This window comes from Propionivibrio dicarboxylicus (assembly GCF_900099695.1).
Lineage (GTDB): Bacteria > Pseudomonadota > Gammaproteobacteria > Burkholderiales > Rhodocyclaceae > Propionivibrio > Propionivibrio dicarboxylicus.
On the sequence record NZ_FNCY01000007.1, the window covers coordinates 167,712 to 192,961 of the forward strand.

The 25,250-nt window shown below is 63.4% G+C and carries 22 protein-coding genes and 1 tRNA gene; 10 read left to right on the plus strand and 13 right to left on the minus strand.

The features are described from left to right. Nucleotides 1-24: 24 nt before the first annotated feature. From BLR25_RS10340 to BLR25_RS10350, 3 genes are all read right to left on the minus strand, one after another. Nucleotides 25-1,362 (minus strand): ATP-binding protein, encoded by a 1,338-nt coding sequence (locus tag BLR25_RS10340; RefSeq protein WP_091937276.1) that lies wholly within the window; start codon nt 1,360-1,362, stop codon nt 25-27. Next, nucleotides 1,359-2,021 carry a response regulator gene (locus tag BLR25_RS10345; protein WP_091937278.1) on the minus strand — a complete coding sequence of 221 codons (663 nt, stop codon included), beginning with the start codon at nt 2,019-2,021 and terminating at the stop codon, nt 1,359-1,361. Before BLR25_RS10345 ends, BLR25_RS10340 begins: the two co-directional genes overlap by 4 nt. Before the next feature lie 82 nt (nt 2,022-2,103). Then, nucleotides 2,104-3,114 carry a YeiH family protein gene (locus BLR25_RS10350; protein WP_218122697.1) on the minus strand — a complete coding sequence of 337 codons (1,011 nt, stop codon included), beginning with the start codon at nt 3,112-3,114 and terminating at the stop codon, nt 2,104-2,106. Between the two features lie 93 nt (nt 3,115-3,207). On the opposite strand from BLR25_RS10350, the gene BLR25_RS10355 reads away from it, so the two are divergent. Beyond that, on the plus strand, nt 3,208-4,089 hold the full coding sequence (locus BLR25_RS10355) for a LysR substrate-binding domain-containing protein (RefSeq protein ID WP_091937280.1): 882 nt from the start codon (nt 3,208-3,210) through the stop codon (nt 4,087-4,089). A gap of 43 nt (nt 4,090-4,132) precedes the next feature. Here the strand turns inward: BLR25_RS10355 and ilvN are convergent, their stop codons facing one another. Further along, complete coding sequence (gene ilvN, locus BLR25_RS10360) at nt 4,133-4,441, minus strand: acetolactate synthase small subunit (RefSeq protein ID WP_091937282.1); 309 nt, start codon at nt 4,439-4,441, stop codon at nt 4,133-4,135. A gap of 2 nt (nt 4,442-4,443) precedes the next feature. Then, nucleotides 4,444-6,147: an acetolactate synthase large subunit gene (gene ilvB, locus BLR25_RS10365; RefSeq protein ID WP_091937284.1), complete on the minus strand. Its 1,704-nt coding sequence runs from the start codon at nt 6,145-6,147 to the stop codon at nt 4,444-4,446. A 435-nt stretch (nt 6,148-6,582) separates the two neighbouring features. On the opposite strand from ilvB, the gene BLR25_RS10370 reads away from it, so the two are divergent. Beyond that, on the plus strand, nt 6,583-8,280 hold the full coding sequence (locus tag BLR25_RS10370; protein WP_091937286.1) for a cation:proton antiporter domain-containing protein: 1,698 nt from the start codon (nt 6,583-6,585) through the stop codon (nt 8,278-8,280). 14 nt (nt 8,281-8,294) lie between these two features. Next, the gene (locus BLR25_RS10375) at nt 8,295-8,747 is read left to right on the plus strand and encodes an RbsD/FucU family protein (RefSeq protein ID WP_091937287.1); all 453 of its coding nucleotides are present in this window, start codon (nt 8,295-8,297) and stop codon (nt 8,745-8,747) included. A gap of 43 nt (nt 8,748-8,790) precedes the next feature. On the opposite strand, the gene pepN is transcribed toward BLR25_RS10375, so the two are convergent. Continuing rightward, nucleotides 8,791-11,424 (minus strand): aminopeptidase N, encoded by a 2,634-nt coding sequence (gene pepN, locus BLR25_RS10380; RefSeq protein WP_091937289.1) that lies wholly within the window; start codon nt 11,422-11,424, stop codon nt 8,791-8,793. A gap of 203 nt (nt 11,425-11,627) precedes the next feature. On the opposite strand from pepN, the gene tpx reads away from it, so the two are divergent. Further along, nucleotides 11,628-12,131, plus strand: a complete 504-nt coding sequence (gene tpx / locus BLR25_RS10385) for a thiol peroxidase (RefSeq protein WP_091937291.1) — start codon at nt 11,628-11,630, stop codon at nt 12,129-12,131. Nucleotides 12,132-12,303: 172 nt separating this feature from the next. Here the strand turns inward: tpx and BLR25_RS10390 are convergent, their stop codons facing one another. Further along, the gene (locus BLR25_RS10390) at nt 12,304-12,936 is read right to left on the minus strand and encodes a flavin reductase family protein (protein ID WP_091937293.1); all 633 of its coding nucleotides are present in this window, start codon (nt 12,934-12,936) and stop codon (nt 12,304-12,306) included. A 100-nt stretch (nt 12,937-13,036) separates the two neighbouring features. Continuing rightward, entirely contained in the window at nt 13,037-13,825 is a 789-nt protein-coding gene (locus tag BLR25_RS10395; protein ID WP_091937295.1) for an N-acetylmuramoyl-L-alanine amidase, read from the minus strand. 44 nt (nt 13,826-13,869) lie between these two features. Between BLR25_RS10395 and BLR25_RS10400 the strand changes: the two genes are divergently transcribed. Further along, nucleotides 13,870-14,148: a hypothetical protein gene (locus BLR25_RS10400; RefSeq protein WP_091937297.1), complete on the plus strand. Its 279-nt coding sequence runs from the start codon at nt 13,870-13,872 to the stop codon at nt 14,146-14,148. 39 nt (nt 14,149-14,187) lie between these two features. On the opposite strand, the gene BLR25_RS10405 is transcribed toward BLR25_RS10400, so the two are convergent. Next, complete coding sequence (locus BLR25_RS10405; RefSeq protein ID WP_091937300.1) at nt 14,188-15,099, minus strand: LysR family transcriptional regulator; 912 nt, start codon at nt 15,097-15,099, stop codon at nt 14,188-14,190. 97 nt (nt 15,100-15,196) lie between these two features. On the opposite strand from BLR25_RS10405, the gene BLR25_RS10410 reads away from it, so the two are divergent. Next, the gene (locus tag BLR25_RS10410; protein ID WP_091937303.1) at nt 15,197-16,276 is read left to right on the plus strand and encodes a tartrate dehydrogenase; all 1,080 of its coding nucleotides are present in this window, start codon (nt 15,197-15,199) and stop codon (nt 16,274-16,276) included. 102 nt (nt 16,277-16,378) lie between these two features. Here the strand turns inward: BLR25_RS10410 and argC are convergent, their stop codons facing one another. After that, on the minus strand, nt 16,379-17,317 hold the full coding sequence (gene argC / locus BLR25_RS10415) for an N-acetyl-gamma-glutamyl-phosphate reductase (protein WP_091937305.1): 939 nt from the start codon (nt 17,315-17,317) through the stop codon (nt 16,379-16,381). 74 nt (nt 17,318-17,391) lie between these two features. Continuing rightward, nucleotides 17,392-18,399, minus strand: coding sequence for a LacI family DNA-binding transcriptional regulator (locus BLR25_RS10420; protein ID WP_091937307.1), 1,008 nt, complete (start codon nt 18,397-18,399; stop codon nt 17,392-17,394). 357 nt (nt 18,400-18,756) lie between these two features. Here BLR25_RS10420 and BLR25_RS10425 point away from each other — a divergent pair, with 357 nt between their 5' ends. The 4 genes from BLR25_RS10425 (at nt 18,757) to BLR25_RS10440 (ending at nt 22,876) form a co-directional block, all read left to right on the plus strand. After that, on the plus strand, nt 18,757-19,770 hold the full coding sequence (locus tag BLR25_RS10425) for a C-terminal binding protein (RefSeq protein WP_091937309.1): 1,014 nt from the start codon (nt 18,757-18,759) through the stop codon (nt 19,768-19,770). A 122-nt stretch (nt 19,771-19,892) separates the two neighbouring features. Continuing rightward, a complete protein-coding gene (locus BLR25_RS10430; RefSeq protein WP_091937311.1) occupies nt 19,893-20,909 on the plus strand; it encodes a TRAP transporter substrate-binding protein in 1,017 nt (338 codons plus the stop codon). A gap of 105 nt (nt 20,910-21,014) precedes the next feature. After that, entirely contained in the window at nt 21,015-21,596 is a 582-nt protein-coding gene (locus tag BLR25_RS10435; RefSeq protein WP_091937313.1) for a TRAP transporter small permease, read from the plus strand. Next, on the plus strand, nt 21,593-22,876 hold the full coding sequence (locus BLR25_RS10440; protein WP_091937315.1) for a TRAP transporter large permease: 1,284 nt from the start codon (nt 21,593-21,595) through the stop codon (nt 22,874-22,876). The genes BLR25_RS10435 and BLR25_RS10440 overlap by 4 nt, the downstream gene beginning before the upstream one ends. Nucleotides 22,877-23,655: 779 nt before the next feature. Here BLR25_RS10440 and BLR25_RS10445 read toward each other — a convergent pair. Continuing rightward, nucleotides 23,656-23,748, minus strand: a tRNA-Ser gene (locus BLR25_RS10445). Between the two features lie 51 nt (nt 23,749-23,799). Then, nucleotides 23,800-25,023 (minus strand): aspartate kinase, encoded by a 1,224-nt coding sequence (locus BLR25_RS10450; RefSeq protein ID WP_091937317.1) that lies wholly within the window; start codon nt 25,021-25,023, stop codon nt 23,800-23,802. Between the last annotated feature and the right edge of the window lie 227 nt (nt 25,024-25,250).

Below are 25,250 nucleotides of genomic sequence, written 5' to 3' on the forward strand. Positions count from 1 at the left end.
TGAGGACAGGCTGTATTCATTGCATCAATGGCTATCGGATTGAAGGGAAGAAGCGAGCGGCAGCGTCAGTTGCGCGCGCAGGCCGCCGAGCGGCGCGACGTCGAGCACGATCTCGCCGCCGTGCCGCTGCGCGATGGCGCGCACAATCGCGAGACCCAGGCCGCTACCGGTCTCGTCGCCCGTGACGGCATCGACCGGACACTGGTAAAAACGATCGAACACACGCTCGCGTTCGGACGCCGGAATGCCCGGCCCACTGTCGTCGACGCGAAGTACGACGGCCGCGTCGAGACGCAGACAGGACACGTCGATGCGCCCGCCCGACGGCGTGTGGCGCAGCGCGTTACGAATCAGGTTGGCCAGCAGAATGCGCAAGGCATCGGCATCGCCGCGCACGAAGAGATCCGGATCGGCCTGCGCCAGACCGAGATCGACCCCCTTGGCCTCGGCCAGCGGCGCATGCTCGACGACGCCGGCCCGACCCACCGCGGCAAGTTCGACGGGCAGCAGCGGGGCCGTCACCGCACCGGGTTCCTGCCGCGCCAGGGTCAGGAGTTGCTGCACGGTATGCGCGGCGCGACCGAGGCCTTGACGGAGCGCATCGAGCGCCGCTGCACGGGCGGCCTCATCGCCGGCCCGCTCGACAAGCTGGGCCTGCAGCTGCAGGGCCGTCAGCGGCGTGCGCAATTCGTGCGCCGCATCGGCGACAAAATCCCGCTGGGCGGCAAAGGCCGTGTCAAGCCGGGCGAGCAGGTCGTTGAGCGAAGCGACCAGCGGCCGCAGTTCCTCGGGCAGCCCGACCTCGGGCACCGGCGCCAGCGACTCGGGCGTGCGTTTCTGCACCGAAGCGGCGAGCCGGGCCAGCGGGCGCAGACCGAAACCGACCAGCCCCCAGATCAGTGCGCCAAGCACCGGCAAGACAATCAGGAAGGGCTTGAGCGTGCTCCACGCGGCATCGGCCGCCAAGCGGTCGCGCACGCGCATCGGCTGGGCGACGGCGATCGTCATGCCCTGGTACTGCGTGGCGAAAACGCGCCACTCGCCTTCGCGCGAATCGGCGAGCGAATAGCCGAGTTGCGTGATCTCCGGCAGGGCCTGGTGCGGCTTCGAGGAATACAGCGTCAGCCCGGTGAAGTCCCACACCCGAATGACATAATCCAGATTCTCGTCGTTGGCGAGGAATTCGGCCGAGCCGAGGAAGGTCTGGTCGCGCACCGAGAGCGCCAGCTGGCGCAGATGGTAGTCGAACAAGGCGTCGGCTTCGTGGCGGGCGGCGCGGTACGTCGCCCAGGCACCGACGGCCATCGCCAGGCAGATGGCGCCGAGCAGCGCGGCAAGCAGAGTGCGCCGGATCGAGCTCATGGCTGCTCCGGAATCAGATAGCCGACTCCGCGCACGTTGCGGATCCAGTCGGCGCCGAGTTTGCGGCGCAAGGCATGGATATAGACCTCGACAGCATTGCTCTCGATCTCCTCATCCCAGCCGTAGAGCCGCTCCTCGAGTTGGGCGCGCGAAAGCGGCGCGCCGGGTTTTTCGAGCAAGGCGCGGAGCAGCGCGAATTCGCGGCCGGACAAGGTCACCGGCCGGCCATCCAGCGTCACCGCATGCGTCGCCGGGTCGAGCGTCAGCGCGCCATGCACGATCAGCGGCGAGGCACGGCCGGCCTCGCGGCGCTTGAGCGCGCGGATGCGCGCCGAAAGTTCGTCGAGATCGAAAGGCTTGACCAGGTAATCGTCGGCACCGGCATCGAGTCCCTTGACGCGGTCGGCCACCGAATCGCGTGCCGTAATCACCAGCACCGGCAAAGTAACGCCGCGCCGGCGCAGACTGGCGAGCAGATCCAGCCCGGAACGCCGCGGCAGACCGAGATCGAGCAGGATCATTTCGTGCACGCCCAGCGCCACGGCCGCCTCCGCCGCCGCACCGTCGCGCACCCAGTCGACCGAATGGCCTTCCTGCCGAAGGCCGTCCTGCACACTGGCGCCGATCATCGGATCGTCTTCGACGAGCAGCAGGCGCATCCGTATCTCTCCTCTGAAAAACCAGACGCCATGATACCCGCCTGCCGGCAGGGGATGAACCACCGCGGGGAAAGCGCCGACCTCAGGCAGCGAGCCAGTTCACCAGCCCGCCAATGACGATCAGATGGACGAAGAGCCCGGCGCCGAGGATCAGCGGACGCGGCCCGGCCTGACGCATGCGCGACAAACGCGTGTCGATGCCGAGCGAGGCCATCGCCGCCGTCAGGAGCAGCATGCCGATCAGGCGCAGCGCATCGACCAGCGCCGGCGGCAGGATCTGCAGCGAATTGACGCCGGCCATCGCGACGAAGACCAGCGCGAACCACGGAATCGGCAGCGGCGCCGAACGGCCCTGCCCGTCGGCGCGGCGCAGCGACAGGCCGAGCAGCAGCAGGAAGGGCACCAGCAGCATGACGCGGATCATCTTGGCGATGACGGCATTGCCGGCGACATCGCCGCCGATCGTGCTGCCGATGGCGACGACCTGCGCCACCTCATGCACGGTCGAGCCGACGAATATGCCAAAGTCAAAATGGCCGGCGCCGAGCCAGGCATAGATCAGAGGATAGAGCAGCATCGCCAGCGTGCCGAAGAGGACCACCGTGGCGACGGCGACGGTGCCCTTCTCGGCTGCGTGCGGATCGCGCGCCTGCAGCATCGGCAAGGTCGCCATCACTGCCGCGGCACCGCAGATGGCGCTACCGGCCGAGGCGAGCAGCACCGTTTCACGGTCCATGCCAAGTACATGACGGCCGAACCACCAGCCGACCGCCAGCGTCAGCACCACCATCGCCACGTCGATGGCGATACCGGCGCTGCCGACCTGAGCGATCTGCTGCACGCTCAGGTTGAAGCCGTAGAGCGCGACACCGGCACGCAGCAGGCGCTTCTGCGCGAACGCCAGCCCCGGCTGGCAACGGCCGCCGGCAATCGCCGGCTTCAGATTGCCGAGCACGGCACCGATCAGGATCGCCAGTGTCAGCGCGCTGACCCCGTAGCTGCCGATCCCGGTCATCCGGATCAGTCCATAGGACGTCGCCGCAATCAGGGAGACCAGCGCCAGGCCGGGCCACATCCGCAGGGGGTCGCGCATTTTCGTTCGCCTATTCAGAAAGATGGCAAACGATAGCGCCGCGCCTATAATCCGTAAAACGAATTATTTGAATTACTTTAATCAATCCTGCTTATGAAAATCACGCTGCGCCAACTTGAGATTTTCACCGCGATCGCCAGCCACGGCCACGTCACACGCGCCGCCGGCACCGTCGCGATGACCCAGTCGGCCGCCAGCATGGCGCTCGCCGAACTCGAACAGCAACTCGACACGCCGCTCTTCGACCGTATCGGGCGACAGCTGCGCCTCAACGAATCCGGCCGCCAGCTGCTGCCGCGCGCGCTCGACGTACTCGACCGTGTCCGCGACATCGAGACCGCGACACGCCACGGCACGCTCGGCTTCGACCTGCACCTGGGCGCCAGCCTGACCACCGGCAACCACCTGCTGCCGGGATTGCTGGCCGATCTGCGCACGCGCCACCCGCAAAGCCGGATTCGCCTCTCGCTGAAGAACACCGAACAGGTCGTCGCCGACCTCACGCACTTCCGCATCGACCTCGGTTTCGTCGAAGGACCGGTGCAAGACGACCGGATCGTCCGCCATTTCTGGCAACGCGACCGGCTCTGCGTCTTTGCCGCGGCCGATCACCCACTCGCCGGACGCGCTGCCACGCACGACGACCTGCGCCAGGCGATCTGGATCCTGCGCGAACGCGGTTCCGGCACCCGCGACGTTTTCGACCGGGCCCGCGCCAACGCCGGGCTGCCGATCACCGCGGCCTTCGAACTCGAACAGCCGGAAGCGATCCGCCAGTGCGTGCGTGCCGGTCTCGGCCTCGGCTGCCTGTCGATTCTCGAACTCCGCGATGCCTTCCAGTCGGGCTGGCTGGCGCCGGTCGAGACGCATTTCCTCGACCTCGACCGCCAGTTTCAGGTGCTCATCCACCGCGACAAGCACCTGAGTCCCGGCATCCGCGCCATCCTGGCGCTGTGCGGGATCAACCCGGCCTAGCGGCGTTCGCCATCCAGCGCCTGATTGCGAACACCGCCAGCGCCTACTGGAAGAACTCCTCGAGCCGTTCGAACACCTCGTGGGCAGCGCCATGGCGTTGCACGCCGAGTACATCTTCGAGCTTCTCGACCTGGCGGACCATCTGTTCGAGGCGCTCGTCCTCCTTGACCAGCAGCCAAATGCGGCTGCGCGACCCGTCGCCGACCGGCATGCAGAGGATGCCCTCGACGTTGTAGGCGCGCCGCGAAAACAGGCCGACCACGTGCGACATGACCCCGGCATGGTTGTTGACGTCGAGTTCGAGCACCGTCGGGGCGAGGTCGCTCTTGCAGGCTTTGACAATCGAATTCATGCTCAGTCTCCAATCATGTTCTTGTTGGCGCCGCCCGGCGCAACCATCGGCAGGACCTGTTCGTGGCGATCGATGCCGACATGGATCAGCATCGGCCCCGGCGTCGCCAGCGCCTGGCGCAGCGCCGCGCCCGGATCGTCGGCGTGGTCGAGATCGCAGGTCTGCCAGCCGAAGCCCTCGGCGACCTTGACGAAATCCGGCACGCCCTTGAACTTCGACGAGAAGATGCGCTTGCCATAGAACAGCGTCTGCTGCTGGAAGACGAGGCCGAGCGTCGCGTTGTTCATCAGCACGACCTTGACGTTGACGCCCTCCTCGGCCGCCGTCGCCAGTTCCTGGATATTCATCAGGATGCTGCCGTCACCGGAGAAGCAGACGACGGTACGTTCAGGTTCGGCGAGCGCGGCACCGATCGCCGTCGGCAGGCCGAAGCCCATCGTACCGAGGCCGCCGGAGGTGAGCCATTGGCGCGGACGGCGCAAGGGGTAGGCCTGCGCCACCCACATCTGGTGCTGGCCGACGTCGGTCGCCACCGTGGCCGAATCGCCGACCGCCTCGGCGACGGCGCGGATCAACCCGTAGGGCGAGCGCGGATCGTCGAGTCCCGGCATCTGCAAGGGATACGCCGCCTTCAGTTCGGCGACGCGGGCATGCCAATCGGCGCGCTCGGCCGCTTCGACCTGCGGCAGCAGGCGTTCGAGCACGGCGGCGACGTCACCGCGGATACCGACATGCGCGGTCTTGATCTTGTCGAGTTCGGAGTGGTCGATGTCGACGTGGATGATCTTCGCCCCCGGGCAGAACTCGGCGACCTTGCCGGTGGCGCGATCGTCGAAACGCGCGCCGACGGCAATCAGCAGGTCGCACTCCTCCAGCACCAGGTTCGTGCAGCGCGCCGCGTGCATGCCGAGCATGCCAAGCGAGAGCGGATGATCGACCGGCATCGCGCCGAGCGCCATCAGCGTCATCACCGTCGGCAACTGGGCCGTTTCGGCGAGACGCAGGGCCTCCGCCGACGCGCCCGAATGGATGACGCCGCCGCCGAGATACAGCACCGGCCGCCGCGCCGCGTTGATCAGCGCCGCCGCCTGCGCGATCGGTTCCGGCTCGGGCGCGGGGGCCGCCAGCCGCCCGCCCGGGGCCGGCCAGGACTCGACGACGATGCGTTCGTTCTGGACGTCCTTCGGGATATCGACGAGCACCGGACCAGGACGCCCCGACACCGCCAGGCTGAAGGCCTTCGGGATCACCTCGAGCAGTTCGCGCGCCGAGCCGACGAGAAAATTGTGCTTGGTGATCGGAATCGACAGCCCGTAGGTATCGACTTCCTGAAAGGCGTCGGTGCCGATCAGCGAACTCGCGACCTGGCCGGTGATTGCCACCAACGGGATCGAATCGAGCTTGGCGTCGGCCACCGCCGTCAGGAGGTTGGCGGCGCCCGGCCCCGAAGTGGCGATGCAGACCGCCGCTTCGCCGGTGACGCGGGCCATGCCCTGGGCCATGAAACCGCCGCCCTGCTCGTGGCGGGCGAGGATGTGCTCGATCCGCGTCGACTGCGACAGCGCGTCATAGAAAGGCAGGATGGCACCGCCGGGAATGCCGGCAACGCGGCGTATGCCTTGCCGTTCGAGCAGGCGCACGACAATTTCGGCGCCGCTCAGGGTTTCTCCGGCGGCTTCGGGTGCTCCGGATCGATCGTGGTTCATGGACAACCTCCTTGCAGGGTGGGTGCCGGTTCCTTCCGATCGGGCGTCCAAAAAACAAACCCCCGCTCGGTCTGCACCGGCGGGGGTTTTAGAATTCTGCGGCTTATCGGCCTTGCTGTCTTCTTGCCCTCTCCGGTGCGATGCGTACCAGGCGTACTACGCTGACGAGGCGTACTACGGATAGGGCAGCGACCGAAACGACGAGCGCGAGCACCGGCATCGCCGAGGCGATAAACAGTGAAGACGCGTGCAAGTCGGAAACGGGCATGATCGAAAGCTCGAAAATAAACAACGAGCGCCCATTAGAAACGAGATCAAACAAAAACACAACCACCTCGACAACGCGGGTTTAGTCCGGCGCCGAACGCGGACGGACAAGGCCGGTCAAATTTGTTAGTCTCCGATTATCCCGACGTCTTTTTTCCGGCACCGACCATGCACGAAAGCACCCCGCTCATCACCACCATCGCACTGGCCCTGGGTTTCGGCCTGATCCTCGGCTACCTCGCCGAGCGCATCAAGCTGCCGGCCTTGGTCGGCTATCTGCTGGCTGGCGTGGTGATCGGTCCGCACACGCCGGGCGTCTTCGCCGACGTCAAGCTCGCCCACGAACTCGCCGAGATCGGCGTGATGCTGCTGATGTTCGGCGTCGGCCTGCATTTTTCGCTCGACGACTTGCGCCAGGTGCGCAAGATCGCCCTGCCCGGCGCCCTGCTGCAAATGGCCGCTGCGGCGACGCTGGGGACCGCGCTGGGCATCGCCTGGGGCTGGGCCTTCGGCGGTGCGCTGGTCTTCGGACTGTCGCTCTCGGTCGCCAGTACCGTCGTCCTGTTGCGCAGCCTCGAAGCCCGCGGCGTTCTCGATTCGATGAACGGACGCATCGCTGTCGGCTGGCTCATCGTCCAAGACCTTGTCATGGTCTTCGTGCTTGTCCTGCTGCCGCCGCTGGCCGGGCAACTCGGCGGCACTGCCGTCAGCCATGACGCCGGCTCGCCGCTCTGGCTGGAGCTGGCCAAGACGCTCGGCAAGGTCGCCTTGTTCATCGTGTTGATGCTCGTCGCCGGCCGGCGCTTCGTGCCCAAGCTCTTGTGGCGCGTGGCGCGCACCGGCTCGCGCGAACTCTTCACCCTGAGCGTCATCGCCGCCGCCGTCAGCATTGCCTACGTCGCCTCGGGCCTGTTCTCCGTCTCCTTCGCGCTCGGTGCCTTCTTCGCCGGCATGGTGCTCGGCGAGTCCGACTTCAGCCACCGCGCCGCCGAAGAATCGCTGCCGCTGCGCGAAGCCTTCTCGGTGCTCTTCTTCGTTTCGGTCGGCATGCTCTTCGACCCGGCGATCCTGGTCGAACATCCGCTGCAGGTGCTCGCTGTGCTGGCGCTGATCGTCGTCATCAACCCGCTTGCCGCCGCGCTGATCGTCATTGTCTTCCGCTACCCGCTCAACACCGCCTTGCTGATGCAGGCGGGACTCGCGCAGATCGGCGAATTCTCGTTCATCCTCGCCGGCCTCGGCATCAGCCTCGGGCTCCTGCCGATCGAGGGCCAGAACCTGATCCTCGCCGGCGCGCTGCTATCGATCACCGCCAACCAGATGATCTTCTCGCTGACCGGCCCCGCCCTCAAGTGGATCCGCGCCCGCTCGGCACTGGCGCGCAAGCTCGAACGCAGCGACGACCCGCTGGCCGAACTGCCGATGAGCACCGACGAGAAATTCCTCTCCGGCCAGGTCGTCCTCGTCGGCTACGGCCGCGTCGGCCGGCGCATCGCCGCGACGCTGACCGACAAGGGCATCCCCTTCGTCGTCGCCGAGCAGAACCGCGAAACCGTCGAAGCGCTCCGCGCGCGCGGCTTCGCCGCCGTCTCGGGCAATGCCGCCGACCCGGCCGTGCTGATCCAGGCGCACATCGCCCGCGCCGGTCTCGTCGTCATCGCCGTCTCGGACACCTTCGAAGTGCGCCGCATGCTCGACACCGCGCGCACGCTCAACCCCGGCATCGAAGTCGTCGTACGCTGCGCCAATGATGAGGAAGCGACGCTGCTGGCGCAGGAAACCGCCGGCCGCTTCTTCCTCGGTGAAGCCGAACTCGCGCACAACATCAGCGCGCACATCCTCAACCGTTACGGCAAGTCCGTCTGATCCGGAACCCCCCCATGCTCAAAGGCATCCATCCGCTGCTCACGCCGGAGCTGCTCAAGGTCCTCGCCGAAATGGGCCACGACGAGGCAATCGTCCTCACCGACGCCAACTTCAGCGCCATGCACGTCGCCGCCGGCAAGCCGCTGCTGCGCCTGCCCGGCATCGATATGCTGAGTGCAATCACCGCCGTCTGCTCGGTCTTCCCGCTCGCCGCCGACGTCGATTGTCCGGTCGCCTACATGCAAGTCGGCCAGACCGAAGCGCCCTACCGCAGCGCCTTGCAGCGCGAAGTCCTCGCCGCGCTGGCGGCGGACCTGCGGCCGGGCCAGGATGCCGAGGCGATCGAGCGCTTCGCTTTCTACGAACGCGCCCGCCGCGCCTATGCCGTCGTCGTGACCGGCGAACTGCAGCCCTACGGCAACTTCATCCTGCGCAAGGGCGTCATCGACGAAGCGCTACGCCCTTAAGCGCCTATTTCGACGAAATAGGCGCTCAGCCAGACCCCGAGATTCAGGCGCCGGTCACCTCGACCAGAGCCTTGTCGACCACCTCGAAGACATCGCGCGACAGCCCCGGACGCGCATGCAAGGCCGCCAACGCGGCGCGCGCATGTGCCTGACGTGAGGTATCGAACTTACGCCAGCGGTCGAAGCAACGGGCGAGCCGCGCGGCGACCTGCGGATTGATCGCATCGAGATCGGCGATGCGCTCCGCGACAAAACGGTAGCCGCTGCCGTCGGCCGCGTGGAAATGGCGGTGATTGCCGCCGAAGGTGCGCAGCAGGGCATAGACCTTGTTGGGGTTCTTGAGATCGAAGGCCGCATGCGCCATCAGGCGCTCGACCCCTGCCAGCGTGTCGTCGCGACGGCTGCCGGCCTGAACCGCCAGCCATTTGTCGACGACCAGCGCCTCGTGCTGCCAGCGCGCGTAGAAAGCCGCCAGCGCCGTGTCGCCTTCATCGCCGCCTGCATTGGCAAGCGTCGCCAACGCCGCGAACTGGTCGGTCATGTTGTCCGCCTGCTCGAACTGGCGCAATGCCTGCGCACGGTAGCCGCCCCGATCGAGTTCGTTGAGGTAGCCGAGGCAGAGGTTGCGCAGACGCCGCCGGCCGGCGTCTGCCGTGTCGAACTGGTAAGCGCCCACGGGCGCCAGACGCTCGTAGAGTGCGAGGAAGTCATCTTCGAGCCCGGCGGCCAGCGCTCGCGCCAGCGCGTTGCGGGCGGCATGCAGCGCGTCGGGATCGACGACCGCCATGCGCTCGGCCAGCGTCGCTTCACCGGGCAGCGTCAGCGCCTCGGCAATGAAGGCCGGGTCGCTGTCGCTGAGCAAGACGGTCCGCGCCGCCGCGATCACGCCGGCCGGACACTCGGCAGCCTCGCCGCGCGCAAGCCGTGCCGCATTGGCGAGGATCAGGTCGCCGAACAGGCGCTGCCCGGCTTCCCAGCGATTGAAGGGATCGCTGTCATGCGCCAGCAGATGCGCGAGTTCGCGTTCCTGATAATCGAAGTCGAGGACGACCGGCGCCGAGAAATTGCGCAGCAGCGAGGGCACCGGCGCCGCGTCGATGTTCTCGAAGACGAAGCTTTGCTCGTGGGTCGAGAACTGCAGGATCGCCGTCGTGCGGCCGCCGCCAAGATCGAGATCGCGTCCGTCCGGTCCGAGCAGGCCGACGGCGACGGGGATCAGGCAGGGCGCCTTGTCGGGCTGTCCTGGCGTCGGCGGGCAGACCTGCGTCAGCGTCAGCGTGTAGCGGCGCGCCGCCGCGTCGTAACTGCCGCGAGCGCTCACTCTCGGCGTACCGGCCTGCCGGTACCAGGTCATGAACGGCGTGAAGTCTACGCCGCTGGCGTCGGCCATTGCCGCGACGAAGTCCTCGCAGGTCACCGCCTGGCCGTCGTGACGCGCGAAATAGGTGTCCATGCCGCGGCGGAACGCGTCCTTGCCGATCAGCGTGTGGATCATGCGCACGACCTCGGCGCCCTTTTCATAGACGGTCGCCGTATAGAAATTGTTGATCTCGACGTAGGTCGAAGGTCGCACCGGATGCGCCATCGGTCCCGCATCCTCGGGGAACTGCATGGCGCGCAGGCCGCGCACCTCGCGGATACGGGCGGTCTGGCGGCTGTGCGTGTCGGCGCCGAATTCCTGGTCGCGGAACACCGTCAGCCCTTCCTTGAGCGAGAGCTGGAACCAGTCGCGGCAGGTGACGCGATTACCGGTCCAGTTGTGGAAATATTCGTGCGCGACGACGCGGTCGATATTCTCGAAGTCGACGTCGGTGGCGACGTCGGCGCGCGCCAGCACATACTTGGTGTTGAAAATGTTGAGGCCCTTGTTCTCCATCGCGCCCATGTTGAAGTCGCCGACGGCGACGATCATGTAGTGGTCGAGATCGCATTCGAGCCCGAAGGTCGCCTCGTCCCAGCGCATCGACTTCTTCAGCGCCGCCATGGCGTGGCCGCACTGGTCGAGCTTGCCCGGCTCGACGAAAATGCCAAGCTGGACCTCGCGCCCGGAGGTCGTGCGGTAGGTGTCGCGCAGCACATCGAGCTTGGCGACGACCATGGCGAACAGATAGCTCGGCTTGCGGAAGGGATCGACCCAGGTGGCGAAATGCCGTCCGTCGGCCTCATCGCCCTGGGCGACCGGATTGCCATTGGCCAGCAGCACCGGATAGCTCGCCTTGTCGGCGTGCAAGGTCACCGTGTAGCAGGCCATCACGTCCGGCCGATCGGGAAACCAGGTGATGCGACGGAACCCCTGCGGCTCGCACTGGGTGAAATAGCCGTCCTTTGAACGATAAAAACCTGACAGCTGCGTATTCCGGTCGGGCTGGATGCGCACCTTCGTTTCGAGCGTAAAGCGCTCGGGCGGCGCGGTGATGACCAGCGACTCGTCGCCAAGCGTGTACGCCGACGGCGACAAGGACTGCCCGTCGATCGCCAGCGACAGCGTCTCGAGTTCGGCGCCGTTCAGGCAGAGCGGCCCGGGCGCGACCTCCGGATTGCGCCGGACGGCCAAGGTGGCGCTGACCACCGTCCCGTCCGGGCGCAGATCGACATCGAGCGACACGGTATCGACCCACCAGGCCGGTGGCAGGTAATCCTTGAGAAACACGGGAGCGGGAGAAACAGCGGAAGTCATCGTCGAATCTTTCTTGAGTAGAGAAGGCCGTCATACTGCACTTCAAAGCGCCTGGCATACGGCAAAGGCAAGGTCATGGAATCAGCGAATCGGGCGTCGTCGAACTTTTTGCCCGAAGCATTGCCGAAGTGGCAAAAGCAGCAATGGTAACGAAGCCATCCCGACCCGATCAACTCCGACCACTTTCCACGAAAGGAATTCCCATGGGCAACACCGTCACCCGCGCCGGCACCCCGGTTCAACTCTCCGGCAACTTCCCCGCCAAGGGCCAGACCGCCCCGGCCTTCAGCCTTGTCGGCAAAGATCTCTCCGACGTCACTCTCGCTTCCCTCGGCGGTCAGCGCAAAGTGCTCAACATCTTCCCGAGCATCGACACGCCGACCTGCGCGCTCTCGGTCCGCACCTTCAACCAACGCGCCAGCCAGCTCAAGAACACCGTCGTACTCTGCATCTCGGCCGACCTGCCGTTCGCCCAGAGCCGCTTCTGCGGCGCCGAAGGTCTCGCCAACGTAGTGACGCTGTCGACGCTGCGCGGTGCCGAATTCCTTGAGAACTACGGCGTGCTCATCGCCGACCGTCCGATGGCCGGACTCGCCGCGCGCGCCGTCGTCGTGCTCGACGAAAACAACGTCGTCCTGCACAGCGAACTCGTGCCGGAAATCAAGTCGGAACCGAACTACGACGCTGCGCTGGCCGTCCTCGCCTGAGCCAGTTCACCCCGCATAAGAACGGGCGGTCCGGCATCTCGCCGCGCCGCCCGTTTGGTTTTGTTGATTCCACAAAAGCACGGGGCAAGTCTGTGGACAAACACTGGATCCACGGGCTAGTCGCCTGAGCCGAAAGCGTTTATCGGCACTGCCCAAAAAATAGGCAAATCACTCAACGCTCCTTCTTGCGCAGCGTCGCCTGCCACTGCGCATACGTCACGCGCGCAATATCGAAACGATCGGTCGTTCGGCAATACACCGACGGCGAGCCCATGCGACCAATCGGGGAAAAACCGTCGATGTGCAGGCGCTGGCCGACCAGATGATCGGCGACATGGAACATGACGACCTCGCCGATGAACATCGTATAGGAGCCGAGCCGCTGCTCGCTATGCAAGCGGCACTCGAGGCTCGCCTGCGCCTCGGCGACCCGCGGCGTCCGGATCTTGACCGACGGCGCCACCGCCAAGCCGGCGGCATCGACCTCGCTCTTGTCGGGCGGAAAATCGGCGGCCGAAATATTCATCGCGTCGAACACCTCCTCGGTCACCATATTCACGACGAATTCACGCTCGGCGAGGATGTTTCTCGCCGTGTCCTTGAGTTCGCCAGCCTCGTTGCGGGCAACGCTGACCATGACATAGAGCGGATTGCTGCTGACCGCGTTGAAAAAGCTGAAGGGGGCGAGATTGACGGTATCGTCCGGTCCAAGGCTCGTCACCCAGGCGATCGGACGCGGCACGACGATATTCGTCAGAAGCTTGTAGCCTTCGGCCTTGGAATGCTGGGAAGGATCTATTTGCATGGGGGCACACTCCTTGATTCGCTTGCCATCACGACAGAAGCATCATGCCACAGATGCCGGCGCGAGGATGCCGAAGACATCACCCGGGCCAACACCGCAGCTACTCTCCCGACATTTTCCGTTCGAGCAGGCAGGCGGCGAGCGCCTTTTCCTCGTCCGACGATAGCGCGTTCGCGTCGCCGGCGAAATGCCGGAGAAAGGCACGCCGGGCGCCGTCGGGCTGAGCCGGATCGTAGCCCAAGGCGACGAGCGCGATGGCGAGATCGAAGCCTTGCGGCGCCGGCGTCCAGGGCGGATCGCACCACAGGCCGAAGCCGTTCTCGGCAAGTCGCTTCCACGGAAAATAGACGCTCGGATCGACCTTGCGCGACGGCGCCACATCGCCATGGCCGACGAAATTGGCTGCCGGCAGGTGATAACGGTTCTGGATTCCCGCCAGGACCTCCAGCAAGGACACGATCTGCGCCTCGGCAAAGGGTTCGTCGCCGTTGTTGTCGAGTTCGATGCCAATCGACAATGAATTGACGTCGCGCATACCGCCCCACCACGACAGGCCGGCATGCCAGGCGCGTTCCCTCTCGTCGACCAGCGCCACGACCTCGCCGTCGCGTCCGATCAGGTAATGCGCGCTGACTTTGCGCGCGGGGGTCGTCAATGTCCGCAGCGCCTGGTCGATCGTATCGTCGCTGGTGTGGTGGATGACAACCAGATTGGGCCGGCGCGCATCGAAATTCGGCGACGTCGGCCGCAGACCGGGACCGGTCGGCGCGCAGCCCGCAAGACCGAGCATAAGAATGAGCACAAGGCCGAGCGCCCTGCCGGCCTTCCACCAGGACCGCAACACATGGGAACGCCCCCCCGACTGAAAATCATCGCCAACCGAAAACATTTGCTATCCTCGCGCCTGCGGCTGAACCGCCTCAAACCACATCAATGAACCTGCCCTTACACATTATCGCCGGCGCCATCATCGCGGCAAGCGCCCGCAACGCGTCGGAAGTCCTCCTCGGCGCGCTGATCTGGCCGGCCATCTACTGCGCCTATGCCACGCTGATCGAGCGCGCGGCCCTGCAGGAAGGCGTCCGCAAACTGCGCGAGCGCGGTAAACCTTCGCCGCTCGCCACCTATTACAGCACCATCGGTTCGGGCGCATTGCTCGCCGCACTGGCCGTCGCGACGCTCGGTTTCGCGCTGCGCCAGTGGCTGAGCTGAACACCACGCTCCGCTGTCCGGCCGCCAGAACGCGCCGCCTCATCGGCGCGACAAGCCCTGTCGCTCGAGCCATTCGGCAATGAATTCGACGAAGACGCGCACCTTGGCCGATGACGAGAGCCGCGCCGGATAGACGGCCCAGACATTGGCCTCCTGCGCATAATCGGCGAGGATCCTGACCAAGCGCCCCTCGGCAACACTGCGGGTCACGTCCCACGACGAGCGCAGGATGATGCCATGGCCGTCGATCGCCCACTGGTGCACGATCTCGCCATTGCTCGCCGATAGCGGTCCATGCACCCGTACTTTTTCGACGCCGTTTGGTCCGGAAAGCCGCCACAAGCCGAAATCCCGGTCCCGCTCGCGGATCTCGATGCAACGATGGCGGGCGAGGTCCGCGAGCGTCGTCGGCGTTCCCCACTGCGCCAGATAGGCCGGTGCCGCGCAGATGATGCGGGCATTGTCGGCGACCTTGCGCGCGATCAGGCTCGGATCGTTCACGGCGCCGACACGGATATCCAGATGGAATCCCTCGCCGACGAGATCCACCGGCCGGTCGATCAGCTCCAGCTGGATTTCGAGCAGCGGGTGCCGCTCGACAAACTCGGAAATCGCGGCCGCCAGCCGGTTGCGACCGAAGCCGGTGCTCGTGCACACGCGTAATTGCCCACGCAGATCGACGCGCGCGTCGGACACCTCCTCCGACAGGCGATCGACCTCGTCGATAATGCGCTGGGCATGACGCAGCACCAACCCGCCCTGCTCGGTCAAACTGACCTTGCGCGTCGTCCGATGCAACAACTTGACCCGAAAAGTCTCCTCCAGCACGGCGATGCGCTTGCTCACCAACGCGTTCGACACACCGAGTTCGCGCGCCGACGCGGCGAAACCGCCACAACGGACGACCGTGCAAAACAGACGTAAATCTTCGAGCAAGGGCCTATTATTCACGAAGCGTGTCCAGTGTATTCACGAATGACGGGATTATAAACGCCGACAAAATCATTAAGCTGCATTCACTTCACTACGAATATCGGAGAACAAGCGCATGAAAGCCCATCGCATTGCAGTCATCGCCGGCGACGGCATCGGCAAGGAAGTCATGCCCGAAGGTGTGCGCGTCCTTGAAGCCGCCGCGCGCAAATTCGACATTCCGCTCGAACTCAGGACATTCGACTGGGCCCACTGCGACTACTACCTCAAGCACGGCAAGATGATGCCGGACGACTGGTTCGAGCAACTGCGCGGATTCGACGCCATCTTCTTCGGTGCTGTCGGCATGCCCTCGAAAGTGCCGGACCACGTTTCGCTGTGGGGATCGTTGCTCAAGTTCCGCCGCGACTTCGACCAGTACGTCAACCTCCGTCCGGTCCGCCTGATGCCCGGCGTGCCCTGTCCGCTGGCCAACCGCAAGGTCGGCGACATCGACATGATGATCATCCGCGAGAATACCGAAGGCGAGTACTCGTCGGTCGGCGGCCGCATGTTCGAAGGCACCGAACGCGAAACCGTCATGCAGGAATCGGTGTTCACCCGCAAGGGCGTGGACCGCATCCTCAAATATGCCTTTGAACTCGCCAATCGCCGTCCGAAGAAACACCTGACCTCGGCGACCAAGTCGAACGGCATGTCGATCAGCATGCCCTACTGGGACGAGCGCGTCGAAGCGATGGCCAAGCACTATCCGCAGGTGCGCTGGGACAAGTACCACATCGACATCCTGACCGCCCGCTTCGTCCTCAGCCCCGATCGTTTCGACGTCGTCGTCGCCTCGAACCTGTTCGGCGACATCCTCTCCGACCTCGGCCCGGCCTGCGCCGGCACCATCGGCATCGCCCCCTCGGCCAATATGAATCCGGAGCGCACCTTCCCCTCGCTGTTCGAACCGGTGCACGGATCGGCGCCTGACATTTATGGTCAGAACATCGCCAACCCGATCGCCATGATCTGGTCAGCCGCGATGATGCTCGACTTCCTCGGCAACGGCGATGTCCGCCACGTTGCCGCCCATGACGCCATCGTCGCCGCGATCGAGAAGGTACTCGTCGAAGGCCCGGTCACGCCCGACCTCGGCGGCAAGGCCCGCACACCCGACGTCGGCAAGGCGATCGAAGCCGCACTCGCCTGACGCGCAGGAGACAGCACAACAAGAATGCCGGAACCGGCCCGCCCAGGGCCTGATTCCGGCATTGTCATTCAAGCCCGCCGGCGCGATGCCGGCGGTATCGGATCAGACCAGTCCGAGGCTTTCCTCGATACCGAGATGAACGTTCATCGACTGCACGGCAGCACCTGACGCGCCCTTGCCCAAGTTGTCGAGACGCGCGACGACGAGCATGCGTTCGTCGTTGCCAAAAACGAAGAGATCGACGCGGTTGGTATCGTTGTTGGCTTCGACGTTGAAGAAACCGCCGTCGGTATTGGCGTCGAGATCGACCGGCGCAACACGGACGAAGGCCTCGCCGGCGTAGTAATCGGCAAGGATCTGGCGGATATCGGCGGTCGTCGCCTTGCGTGTGAATTGCTGCGGATGCAGATAGGCCGTGACCGCCAACCCCTTGTAGAACGGTCCGACGATCGGCTGGAAGATCGGCGCGACCGAGAGTCCGGTATGCGCGCACATCTCCGGCAGATGTTTGTGCGTCAGGCCAAGGGCATACGGGCGCGGCGCGTCGATACGCTGCGGACTCAGGTAATGCTCGATCATCTTCTTGCCGCCGCCCGAGTAGCCGGTGATCGAATTGGCCGCAATCTGCGTGTCGGCCGGCAGCAGGCCGGCAGCGACGAGCGGCCGCATCGCCAGAATGAAGGCGGTGGCATGACATCCGGGATTGGCGATACGCTTGCTGGCGCGGATCTTGTCGCGCTGATCGGCCGCCAGTTCAGGCAGGCCGAACGCCCAGGCGGGATTGACGCGATGCGCCGTCGACGCATCGATGATGCAGGTTGCGGGATTCTCGACGAGCGCCACCGCCTCGCGCGCGGCATCGTCCGGCAGGCAGAGGAAGGTCACCTGGGAGGCGTTGATCAGGCGCTTGCGCTCAGCCAGATCCTTGCGTTTGTCGGCATCGATCCGGAGGACCTCGATATCGTCGCGCTTGGCCAGATACTCGTTGATCTGCAGACCGGTGGTGCCTTCCTGGCCGTCGACAAAAACTGTGTACGTCATGGGATTCCTGAACTGGGTTTATACCGGACGCCTATTATCCCACGAAGCCGACGGCATCGTCGGACCGGACGACCTCATTTCCGCGGCGGAAAACTCGACTCCCGCACCTGCAGCTTCGCCTCGCTGAATTGCGTCCGAACCGGCAGGTCCGGCTGTTCCATGCGCTGTGCCAGCAAGGTCGCCGCATACTTGCCGAGTTGCCGGGCGCCGATCGACATCGTCGTCAGCGGCGGGCGCCAGTTGCACGCCGCCTCGACATCGTCGAAACCGACCACCGAGACGTCATACCCCGGCGACAGCCCGAGTTCGTAAAGCCCCAGCGTCGCGCCGAAAGCGATGATGTCATTGAAACAAACCAGACCGGTCGTTTCCCGCGAGTCGGCAAGAATGGTCTTGGCCGCCTGCGCGGCGGCGCCGTAGGTATGCCGGCAGGTAATCATCGGCATCGATGCCGGCGAGAATCCACGCCGTTCGATTGCATCGCAAAACCCCATATAGCGTTCCCGGTTGACCGACGGAGAGATCAGGCTGCCGAGAAAGGCAATTTGCCGATGCCCCAGTTGCAGCAAGTGATCGGCCGCCTGGCGCGCACCCAGCCGGTTATTGATACCGGCATAATCGAAGGGCGCGCCGTCGATCATGCGCAGGACCTGCACCAGCGGAATGTTCTCGCGCCGATACGGTTCCAGCACCGACGTCGGCGTTCCCGAAACGGTGCTGATGATCAGCCCGTCGACACGCATTTCCAGCAGGCGCTGAAGAAAATGCGACTGGCGCTCGAACAGTTCGTTGGTATCGGCGACGAATACGACCTTGCCGAGCGGATCGAGGACTTCCTCGAGCCCGGATAGCAATTCTGCATAGACCGGATTGGAAATATCCGGAATGATCAAGCCGACGGTATTGGTCTGCGACGAACGCAGGTTCGCGGCATTGCGGTTATAGACGTAGCCTGCCTCCTGCATCGCCGCTTCGACCTTTTTCCGCGTCTTGTCGGCAACCAGCGGACTACCGCGGCAGACGAGCGACACGGTGGCGCGCGATACGCCGGCGATCAGGGCGACATCCTTGAGCGTGGTCACAAAAGGCTCCGGTTACAAAGGGGGCAACAGCTTCCCATGATATACGAGACGCCTGCGGGTTCGCAGGCGTGCGCAACTGACGTGCATGATCGCATGCAAAGCGAATACGTTGAATACGCAGAATCCGTACTAACGATCACGAATGCGGTTCGCGCAGCAGACATTCGTAGAACCTCCTGCCGACACTTCCCCATGCCGCGACGACGGCGATGGCCAGTGAAAAAATGAATGCCGCTTGACAAGGCGAGCAATGAAACCTAATCTTTCGCAAAAATTTGGATCGATCTAATTTTAAATTTGGATCGATCTAAAGATAAGGCAAAACCGTTGGATTTTCACTCTGTCGGAGAACATTGAATGAACAATGCCGAAACCCTCGACCGCCGCGCTTTGCGAAAAGCGGCACCGGTCGTCGGAATCACCGAACCTGGCTATGCGGACCACAGTGTCGAAGCCGGAATCCTGAAGTCGATCGGCGCCGAAGTGCGACTTCTGCGCTGGGAGGGCAAGCGCGACAAGCTCCTGGACATGCTGCCGGAACTTGATGTCATCATGATCCGCGACCTGCCCTTGCTCGACCGTGAAGCCATCGCCGCCCTGCCCGCCGGTGCCGGCATCGTCCGCTACGGCGTCGGCGTCGACAACATCGATCTCGACGCCGCCCGGCAACGTGGCATCCCGGTCGCCAACGTCCCCGACTACGGCGCCGACGTCGAAGTCGCCGATCACGCCGCCGCTCTGACGCTGGCACTGGTCCGCCGGGTCGTCTCGCGTGCGCGCCAGGTCGATAACCTCAAATGGAATATCGCGCAACAGGAACCGATTTACCGAATCGCCGGATCGACGCTCGGCCTCGTCGGTTTCGGCAAGATCGCCCGCGCCTATCTGGCACGGATGCGCGCCTTCGGCGTCGATGACGTGCTTGTCTACGACCCCTATGTCAGCGACGACTACCTTGCCCAGTACCACGCCCGCCCGGCGAGCTTCGCCGAGATCTGCGGCAAGGCACAGATTATCTCGCTGCATGCGCCGGCGACGGCGGAAACCCGCCACCTCGTCAATGCCGACACGCTGGCCCTGATGAACAAGCGAACCTGCCTGATCAACACCTCGCGCGGAGGGCTGGTCGACACCGACGCACTGGCGGCAGCACTCAAGGATGACAAGATTTTCGGCGCCGCGCTGGACGTGCTCGAACAGGAACCCATCGGCGAAAACTGCCCACTGCGCGGCCTCCCGAACGTCATACTTACCGACCATACCGGCTGGTATTCGGAAGCCAGCGTGCGATCGATTCAGGAAAAAGCGGCGCTGGCCGCCTGCGAGATCCTGACGACTGGCGTTCCGACCCATTGGGTCAATCGCTGGTAATCCCCAGACAATGCGCAGCCAACAACGAAGGCATTGGCATACATAAACCGTCTCACCCACCTTTGTCGCACCTTGATCAACCAATCGTCACCCCAGAAGTGGCCCAAACAGGAGGAATCAACATGAAGGCGTTTTCACTGAAAACGATGAGTAAAGTGCTGGTTGCAGCGGCAGGTTTGAGCCTCTGCGCCACGGCATTCGCGCAGCAGGTCGTCGGCAAGCTCGGACATTCGATGCCGCCGGAGCATCCGCAAGCCGTGGCCATGAACAAGTTCTCCGAACTCGTCGGCAAGTACACCGACAACCGTGTCAAGATCCAGGTCTTCCCGAGCGCCTCGCTCGGCAGCGACGACAAGATGCTGCAAGCGACGCAGGCCGGCACGCAGGAAATGTACTACGGCGCATTCGCCGCCATCGCCGGCAACGTCCGCGAACTCGGCATCTTCGACTTCCCCTTCCTCTTCCAGAACCACAAGGAAGTTGACGCCGTCATGTGGGGACGGATGGGCCAGAAGATCTTCGACAAGATGGCGCCGACGGGACTGATCGGCCTGGGCTGGACCGAAGCCGGATTCCGTAACCTCACCAACAGCAAGCGCCCGGTCAAGACCGCCGCCGACATCGAGGGGCTGAAGCTGCGCGTCATGCCGAACAAGGTCGCGCTCGACACCTGGAAAGCCCTGGGTGCCAACCCGCAGGCAATGGCCTTCTCGGAAGTGTTCACCGCTCTTGAAATCAAGGCGATCGACGGCGAGGAAAATCCTCTGATCCTGATCTTCACCAACAAGTTCCACGAGGTCAATAAGTACATCAGCATTACCAACCACGTTTATACGCCCTGCGGCATCGTCGCCAACAAGAAGTTCTGGGACAAGGTGAGCCCGCAGGATCAGGACGCCATGCGGCGCGCCGGCCGCGAAGCCGTCAAGTTCCATCGCGACCTGATGGACGAAGCCAACAAGGATGTCGTCGCCAAACTCAAGGCCGCCGGCGCTCAGGTTGACGTCATGCCGCCCGAGGAAATCAAGAAACTCCGCGAGAAGACCAAGTCGGTCATCGACAACTACACCAAGCAGATCGGCGAGGAATTCGTCCAGGAGTTCTACGCCGAAATCGAAAAGGTGCGCAACGGCAAGTAAATCACCACCGCATACGGGGAACGACTTGAAAGAGTCCTTCCCCATTTTTTTGTCCGTCAGTTGGGGCCGGACGGCCTCGATCGCACCGGCACATAAGGAGGTCGCATGAAGGAAGGTTTGCACGCGGTGAGAAGTGGCTTCTACCGTTTGCTGGAAGTGATACTGGTGATCAGCATGGTGGTGATGTTCGTGCTGGTGTTCTTGAACGTGATGCTGCGGATTTTTTTCAACACGGGCATCGATTTTGCCGAGGAGATTCCGCGCTTTGCCTTCATCTGGATGACCTTTGTCGGTGCGGTGATCGGGATGAACAAGCACACGCACCTGGGGGTGGATATGGTGGTGGCGGCCTTGCCGGTATTCGGGCGCAAGGTGTGCTGGGGCATCAGCCAGGCGATCATGACGGTGTGCAGCCTGTACATGCTGTACGGGACGTGGATGCAGCACGAGATCATTGCGTCGAATGCGTCGCCGGTGCTGCAGTTGAGCATGCTGTGGGTCTATGGCGTGAGCTACCTGACGGGGACGGCGATCACCATCATCTGTCTGTCGAACATTGTGCGTTTGCTGCTCGGGCAGGTCGATGAGAGCGAGTTGATCGACGTGCAGGAAGAGGGCATGGAAGAAGCGCACGAGATCGAGAAGGAAATGGCCGAACACGCGAGCCACGGGGGGAACAAGGCATGACCGTATTAGTCTTCATTACATCGCTGCTCGGGTTGATGGCGCTGGGCATGCCGGTGGCGTTCGCGCTGGTCGGCTGCGGCCTGTGCATGATGTACTTCATGGGCATGACGGATCCGCAGATCGTCATCCAGAACATGTGGGACGGGGCGAACAGTTTCCCGTTGCTGGCAGTGCCGTTCTTCATGCTGGCGGGCGAGCTGATGAATGCCGGCGGAATGACGCGGCGGATCATCACGATGGCGATGGCCTGGGTGGGTCACATCCGTGGCGGCCTCGGTTATGTCGCGGTCATGGCGGCGGTGATCATGGCGGCCTTGTCGGGGTCGGCGGTGGCCGACACGGCAGCGCTGGCCTCGGTGCTGGTGCCGCTGATGCGCAATGCCGGCTACAACGTCAATCGTTCGTGCGGGCTGATCGCTTGCGGCGGCATCATCGCGCCGATCATTCCGCCGTCGATCGGCTTCATCCTGTATGGCGTGACCGGCGGGGTGTCGATCACCAAGCTGTTCATTGCCGGGATTGTGCCGGGTGTGCTGATGGGGCTGTCGATCATGATCGCCTGGTGGTGGTGCACGAAGCATGACGAGATGCGCGTCGAGGCGAAGACGAGCATGAAGGTGAAGCTGGAAGAGACGCGCAAGGCGGCGTGGGCACTGGTGCTGCCGATCGTCATTGTCGGCGGTCTGAAGATCGGCGTTTTCACGCCGACCGAGGCCGCGGTGATTGCGGCGGCCTATTCGCTCTTCGTCGGCGTGGTGATCTATCGCGAGATCAAGATTCCGCAGCTTTTCGGTTTGTTCCTGCGGGCGTCGGAGACGACGGCGGTAATCATGTTCCTGGTGTCGGCGGCGGGGGTATCGGCGTGGCTGATCACGGCGGCGGACATTCCGGGACAGCTGGCGCAGATGGTCGAGCCGTTCATGGACAACAAGATGCTGCTGACCTTCGTGCTGATGCTGCTGGTCTTGGTGGTCGGGACGGCGCTGGACATGACACCGACGATCCTGATCATGACGCCGGTGTTGATGCCGGTGTTGAAGCAGGCAGGGATCGATCCGGTCTATTTCGGTGTGCTGTTCATGATCAACAACGCGATCGGACTGGTGACGCCGCCGGTGGGGACGGTGCTCAACGTCGTCTGCGGCGTGGCACGGATTCCGATGAGCGGGGCGATCAAGGGTGTGGTGCCGTTCATGATCGCGCAGACGGTGGTGCTCTTCCTCCTCGTCTTCGTGCCCGAACTCGTCACCTTGCCGCTCAAGTGGATGACGGCGCGCTGAGCGTTCGAATCAATGGGCATACGAGCGCTGGCCGGCATTGCCGAACACAAAAGGACTGCAGTCGCGCAATATGACATCGATGCGAATCGATGAAATGAAGCGGGCTGCAGTCGGCCGGATTCTCGTCTCCGTCCAGGCGTACTTCTCGTGCTGTCTTCCCGCCTGGACGTTGTTTATTGCCTCGCACGATGGGCGATATTCCAGCATGTTAACGCAGCGACTCCAAATCAGCCGCTACTCGCGTCATCGCACTATCCCAATCGCCAACCGTCTGTTGGCGATATAGGCGAACTGTCGAATACCAAGGGCTATCGTTTCTATCCGGCAACCATCGCCAGTCGGGTACGCAAGGCAGCAGTATCCACGTCGGCTTACCCAAAGCCCAGGCCGGATGCACAACACTGGTACCAAAGCCTTTTCAGCCCTTCTGCTGCGGCGTATTTGACGCGTTGCCAACGAGCGCCAGTAGTTCCCCCCGACTCCAATACTTGGCACGCGCTTCTTTGACCCAATTACTTGAAGCACGGTCGCCGCCCGGACATTCCAGAGGAGTATAGAGATCAAGGGCAGTGGCAAAACCCGGTTTAACTAACGGGGCACGGATTCAGGGCAAAAAAAGGCGGGCGTAACGACGCAGGGGGTGGCGAGGTATGGTTGCGCGCGCAAAAAAAGGCAACGCTCAAATTTGTCGTGATGACCGATTGCACGTCGCCCGATCAAGAGGTCGGCAGCACAAAAACAAAAACGCCATGAAAATCATGGCGTTATTTGCTTTTTGCTGGCGGAGACGGAGGGATTCGAACCCTCGATTCAGGTTTTGCCCGAATGCTCCCTTAGCAGGGGAGTGCCTTCGACCTCTCGGCCACGTCTCCGGAAGGGCGCGATGATAGCCGGTATCGCGCCCCCGGTCAAACGAAAATCGGCTATTCCTTGTCCAGCCCGAAAACCTTGTGCAGCACCCGAACCGCCAATTCCAGATACTTCTCTTCGATCACCACCGAAATCTTGATTTCCGAGGTCGAGATCATCTGGATGTTGATGCCTTCGGCACCGAGCGCGCGGAACATTTTGCTGGCGATGCCCGGATGCGAACGCATACCGACGCCAACCGCCGAAACCTTACAGGTCTTGCTGTCGCCAACAACGCCGCGCGCCTTCATTTCGACCGCGCTCGTCTCGAGAATGCTCTTCGCCTTGTTGAAATCGCCGCGATTGACTGTAAACGAGAAATCGGTCAGCCCTTCCTGGCTGACGTTCTGGATAATCATATCGACATCGATATTGGCTTCCGCAATCGGTCCCAGAATCTTGAAGGCAACGCCGGGCAGGTCCGGCACGCCAAGAATGGTCAGCTTGGCTTCGTCGCGGTTAAAGGCGATGCCTGAGATGATCGGTTGTTCCATGCTTTTCTCTTCCTCAACGGTAATCAGAGTGCCTTCGCCTTCATCCTCGAAACTCGAAAGCACGCGCAGTTTGACCTTGTATTTTCCGGCGAATTCGACGGAACGGATTTGCAACACCTTGGACCCCAGGCTCGCCATCTCCAACATTTCCTCGAAGGTGATGGTATCGAGTTTGCGCGCTTCCGGAACGACGCGCGGGTCGGTCGTATAGACGCCATCGACATCGGTATAGATCTGGCATTCATCCGCCTTAAGAGCGGCAGCAAGCGCCACGGCAGAGGTGTCGGAACCGCCGCGTCCGAGCGTCGTAATATTGCCGTCTTCATCGGCCCCCTGGAAACCCGCCACGACGACAACATTTCCGGCAGCCAGATCGCGACGAATTCTTTGATCGTCGATCTTCAGGATCCGCGCCTTGGTATACGTGCTATCCGTCAGCACCTTGACCTGCGGTCCGGTATAGCTCTTGGCCTTGAGGCCGCATTCATGCAAAGCCATCGACAACAGCGCGATCGTCACCTGCTCGCCCGTCGATGCAATCACGTCCAACTCCCGCGGCGACGGCGCCGCCGAAACCTCTTTCGCCAGCCCGATCAGCCGGTTGGTCTCCCCCGACATCGCCGACGGCACGACCACGATGTCATGGCCCTGCGCTTTCCAGCGGGCAATGCGCTTGGCCACATTCTTGATGCGCTCGGCCGAACCGACCGAGGTCCCTCCGAACTTCTGAACTATCAGCGCCATTCCTAATCCAGTGTGTTGGTCTTGAAAGGTTGCCATTCTACCCTATTACCAAGCTGAATATACAGGGCAAATCCCCATTTCAGGGGTATCCGACAGGCGCCGGATCCGAGTCACCCGTCATGCCACTTGCAAGCAACCAGCACAGTATCCTATACTGCTCGACGCTATTACTAAAGTAATACAAAATAGGACAACATCAACCAGCCTCCGGTTGGACTAAACTCACT

Excerpts from the sequence above, each read along its gene's own strand:
- BLR25_RS10340 (WP_091937276.1), bottom strand. The coding sequence starts at position 1,362 with ATGAGCTCGATCCGGCGCACTCTGCTTGCCGCGCTGCTCGGCGCCATC.
- BLR25_RS10345 (WP_091937278.1), bottom strand. The coding sequence starts at position 2,021 with ATGCGCCTGCTGCTCGTCGAAGACGATCCGATGATCGGCGCCAGTGTG.
- BLR25_RS10350 (WP_218122697.1), bottom strand. The coding sequence starts at position 3,114 with ATGCGCGACCCCCTGCGGATGTGGCCCGGCCTGGCGCTGGTCTCCCTG.
- BLR25_RS10355 (WP_091937280.1), top strand. The coding sequence starts at position 3,208 with ATGAAAATCACGCTGCGCCAACTTGAGATTTTCACCGCGATCGCCAGC.
- ilvN (WP_091937282.1), bottom strand. The coding sequence starts at position 4,441 with ATGAATTCGATTGTCAAAGCCTGCAAGAGCGACCTCGCCCCGACGGTG.
- ilvB (WP_091937284.1), bottom strand. The coding sequence starts at position 6,147 with ATGAACCACGATCGATCCGGAGCACCCGAAGCCGCCGGAGAAACCCTG.
- BLR25_RS10370 (WP_091937286.1), top strand. The coding sequence starts at position 6,583 with ATGCACGAAAGCACCCCGCTCATCACCACCATCGCACTGGCCCTGGGT.
- BLR25_RS10375 (WP_091937287.1), top strand. The coding sequence starts at position 8,295 with ATGCTCAAAGGCATCCATCCGCTGCTCACGCCGGAGCTGCTCAAGGTC.
- pepN (WP_091937289.1), bottom strand. The coding sequence starts at position 11,424 with ATGACTTCCGCTGTTTCTCCCGCTCCCGTGTTTCTCAAGGATTACCTG.
- tpx (WP_091937291.1), top strand. The coding sequence starts at position 11,628 with ATGGGCAACACCGTCACCCGCGCCGGCACCCCGGTTCAACTCTCCGGC.
- BLR25_RS10390 (WP_091937293.1), bottom strand. The coding sequence starts at position 12,936 with ATGCAAATAGATCCTTCCCAGCATTCCAAGGCCGAAGGCTACAAGCTT.
- BLR25_RS10395 (WP_091937295.1), bottom strand. The coding sequence starts at position 13,825 with ATGTTTTCGGTTGGCGATGATTTTCAGTCGGGGGGGCGTTCCCATGTG.
- BLR25_RS10400 (WP_091937297.1), top strand. The coding sequence starts at position 13,870 with ATGAACCTGCCCTTACACATTATCGCCGGCGCCATCATCGCGGCAAGC.
- BLR25_RS10410 (WP_091937303.1), top strand. The coding sequence starts at position 15,197 with ATGAAAGCCCATCGCATTGCAGTCATCGCCGGCGACGGCATCGGCAAG.
- argC (WP_091937305.1), bottom strand. The coding sequence starts at position 17,317 with ATGACGTACACAGTTTTTGTCGACGGCCAGGAAGGCACCACCGGTCTG.
- BLR25_RS10425 (WP_091937309.1), top strand. The coding sequence starts at position 18,757 with ATGAACAATGCCGAAACCCTCGACCGCCGCGCTTTGCGAAAAGCGGCA.
- BLR25_RS10430 (WP_091937311.1), top strand. The coding sequence starts at position 19,893 with ATGAAGGCGTTTTCACTGAAAACGATGAGTAAAGTGCTGGTTGCAGCG.
- BLR25_RS10435 (WP_091937313.1), top strand. The coding sequence starts at position 21,015 with ATGAAGGAAGGTTTGCACGCGGTGAGAAGTGGCTTCTACCGTTTGCTG.
- BLR25_RS10440 (WP_091937315.1), top strand. The coding sequence starts at position 21,593 with ATGACCGTATTAGTCTTCATTACATCGCTGCTCGGGTTGATGGCGCTG.
- BLR25_RS10450 (WP_091937317.1), bottom strand. The coding sequence starts at position 25,023 with ATGGCGCTGATAGTTCAGAAGTTCGGAGGGACCTCGGTCGGTTCGGCC.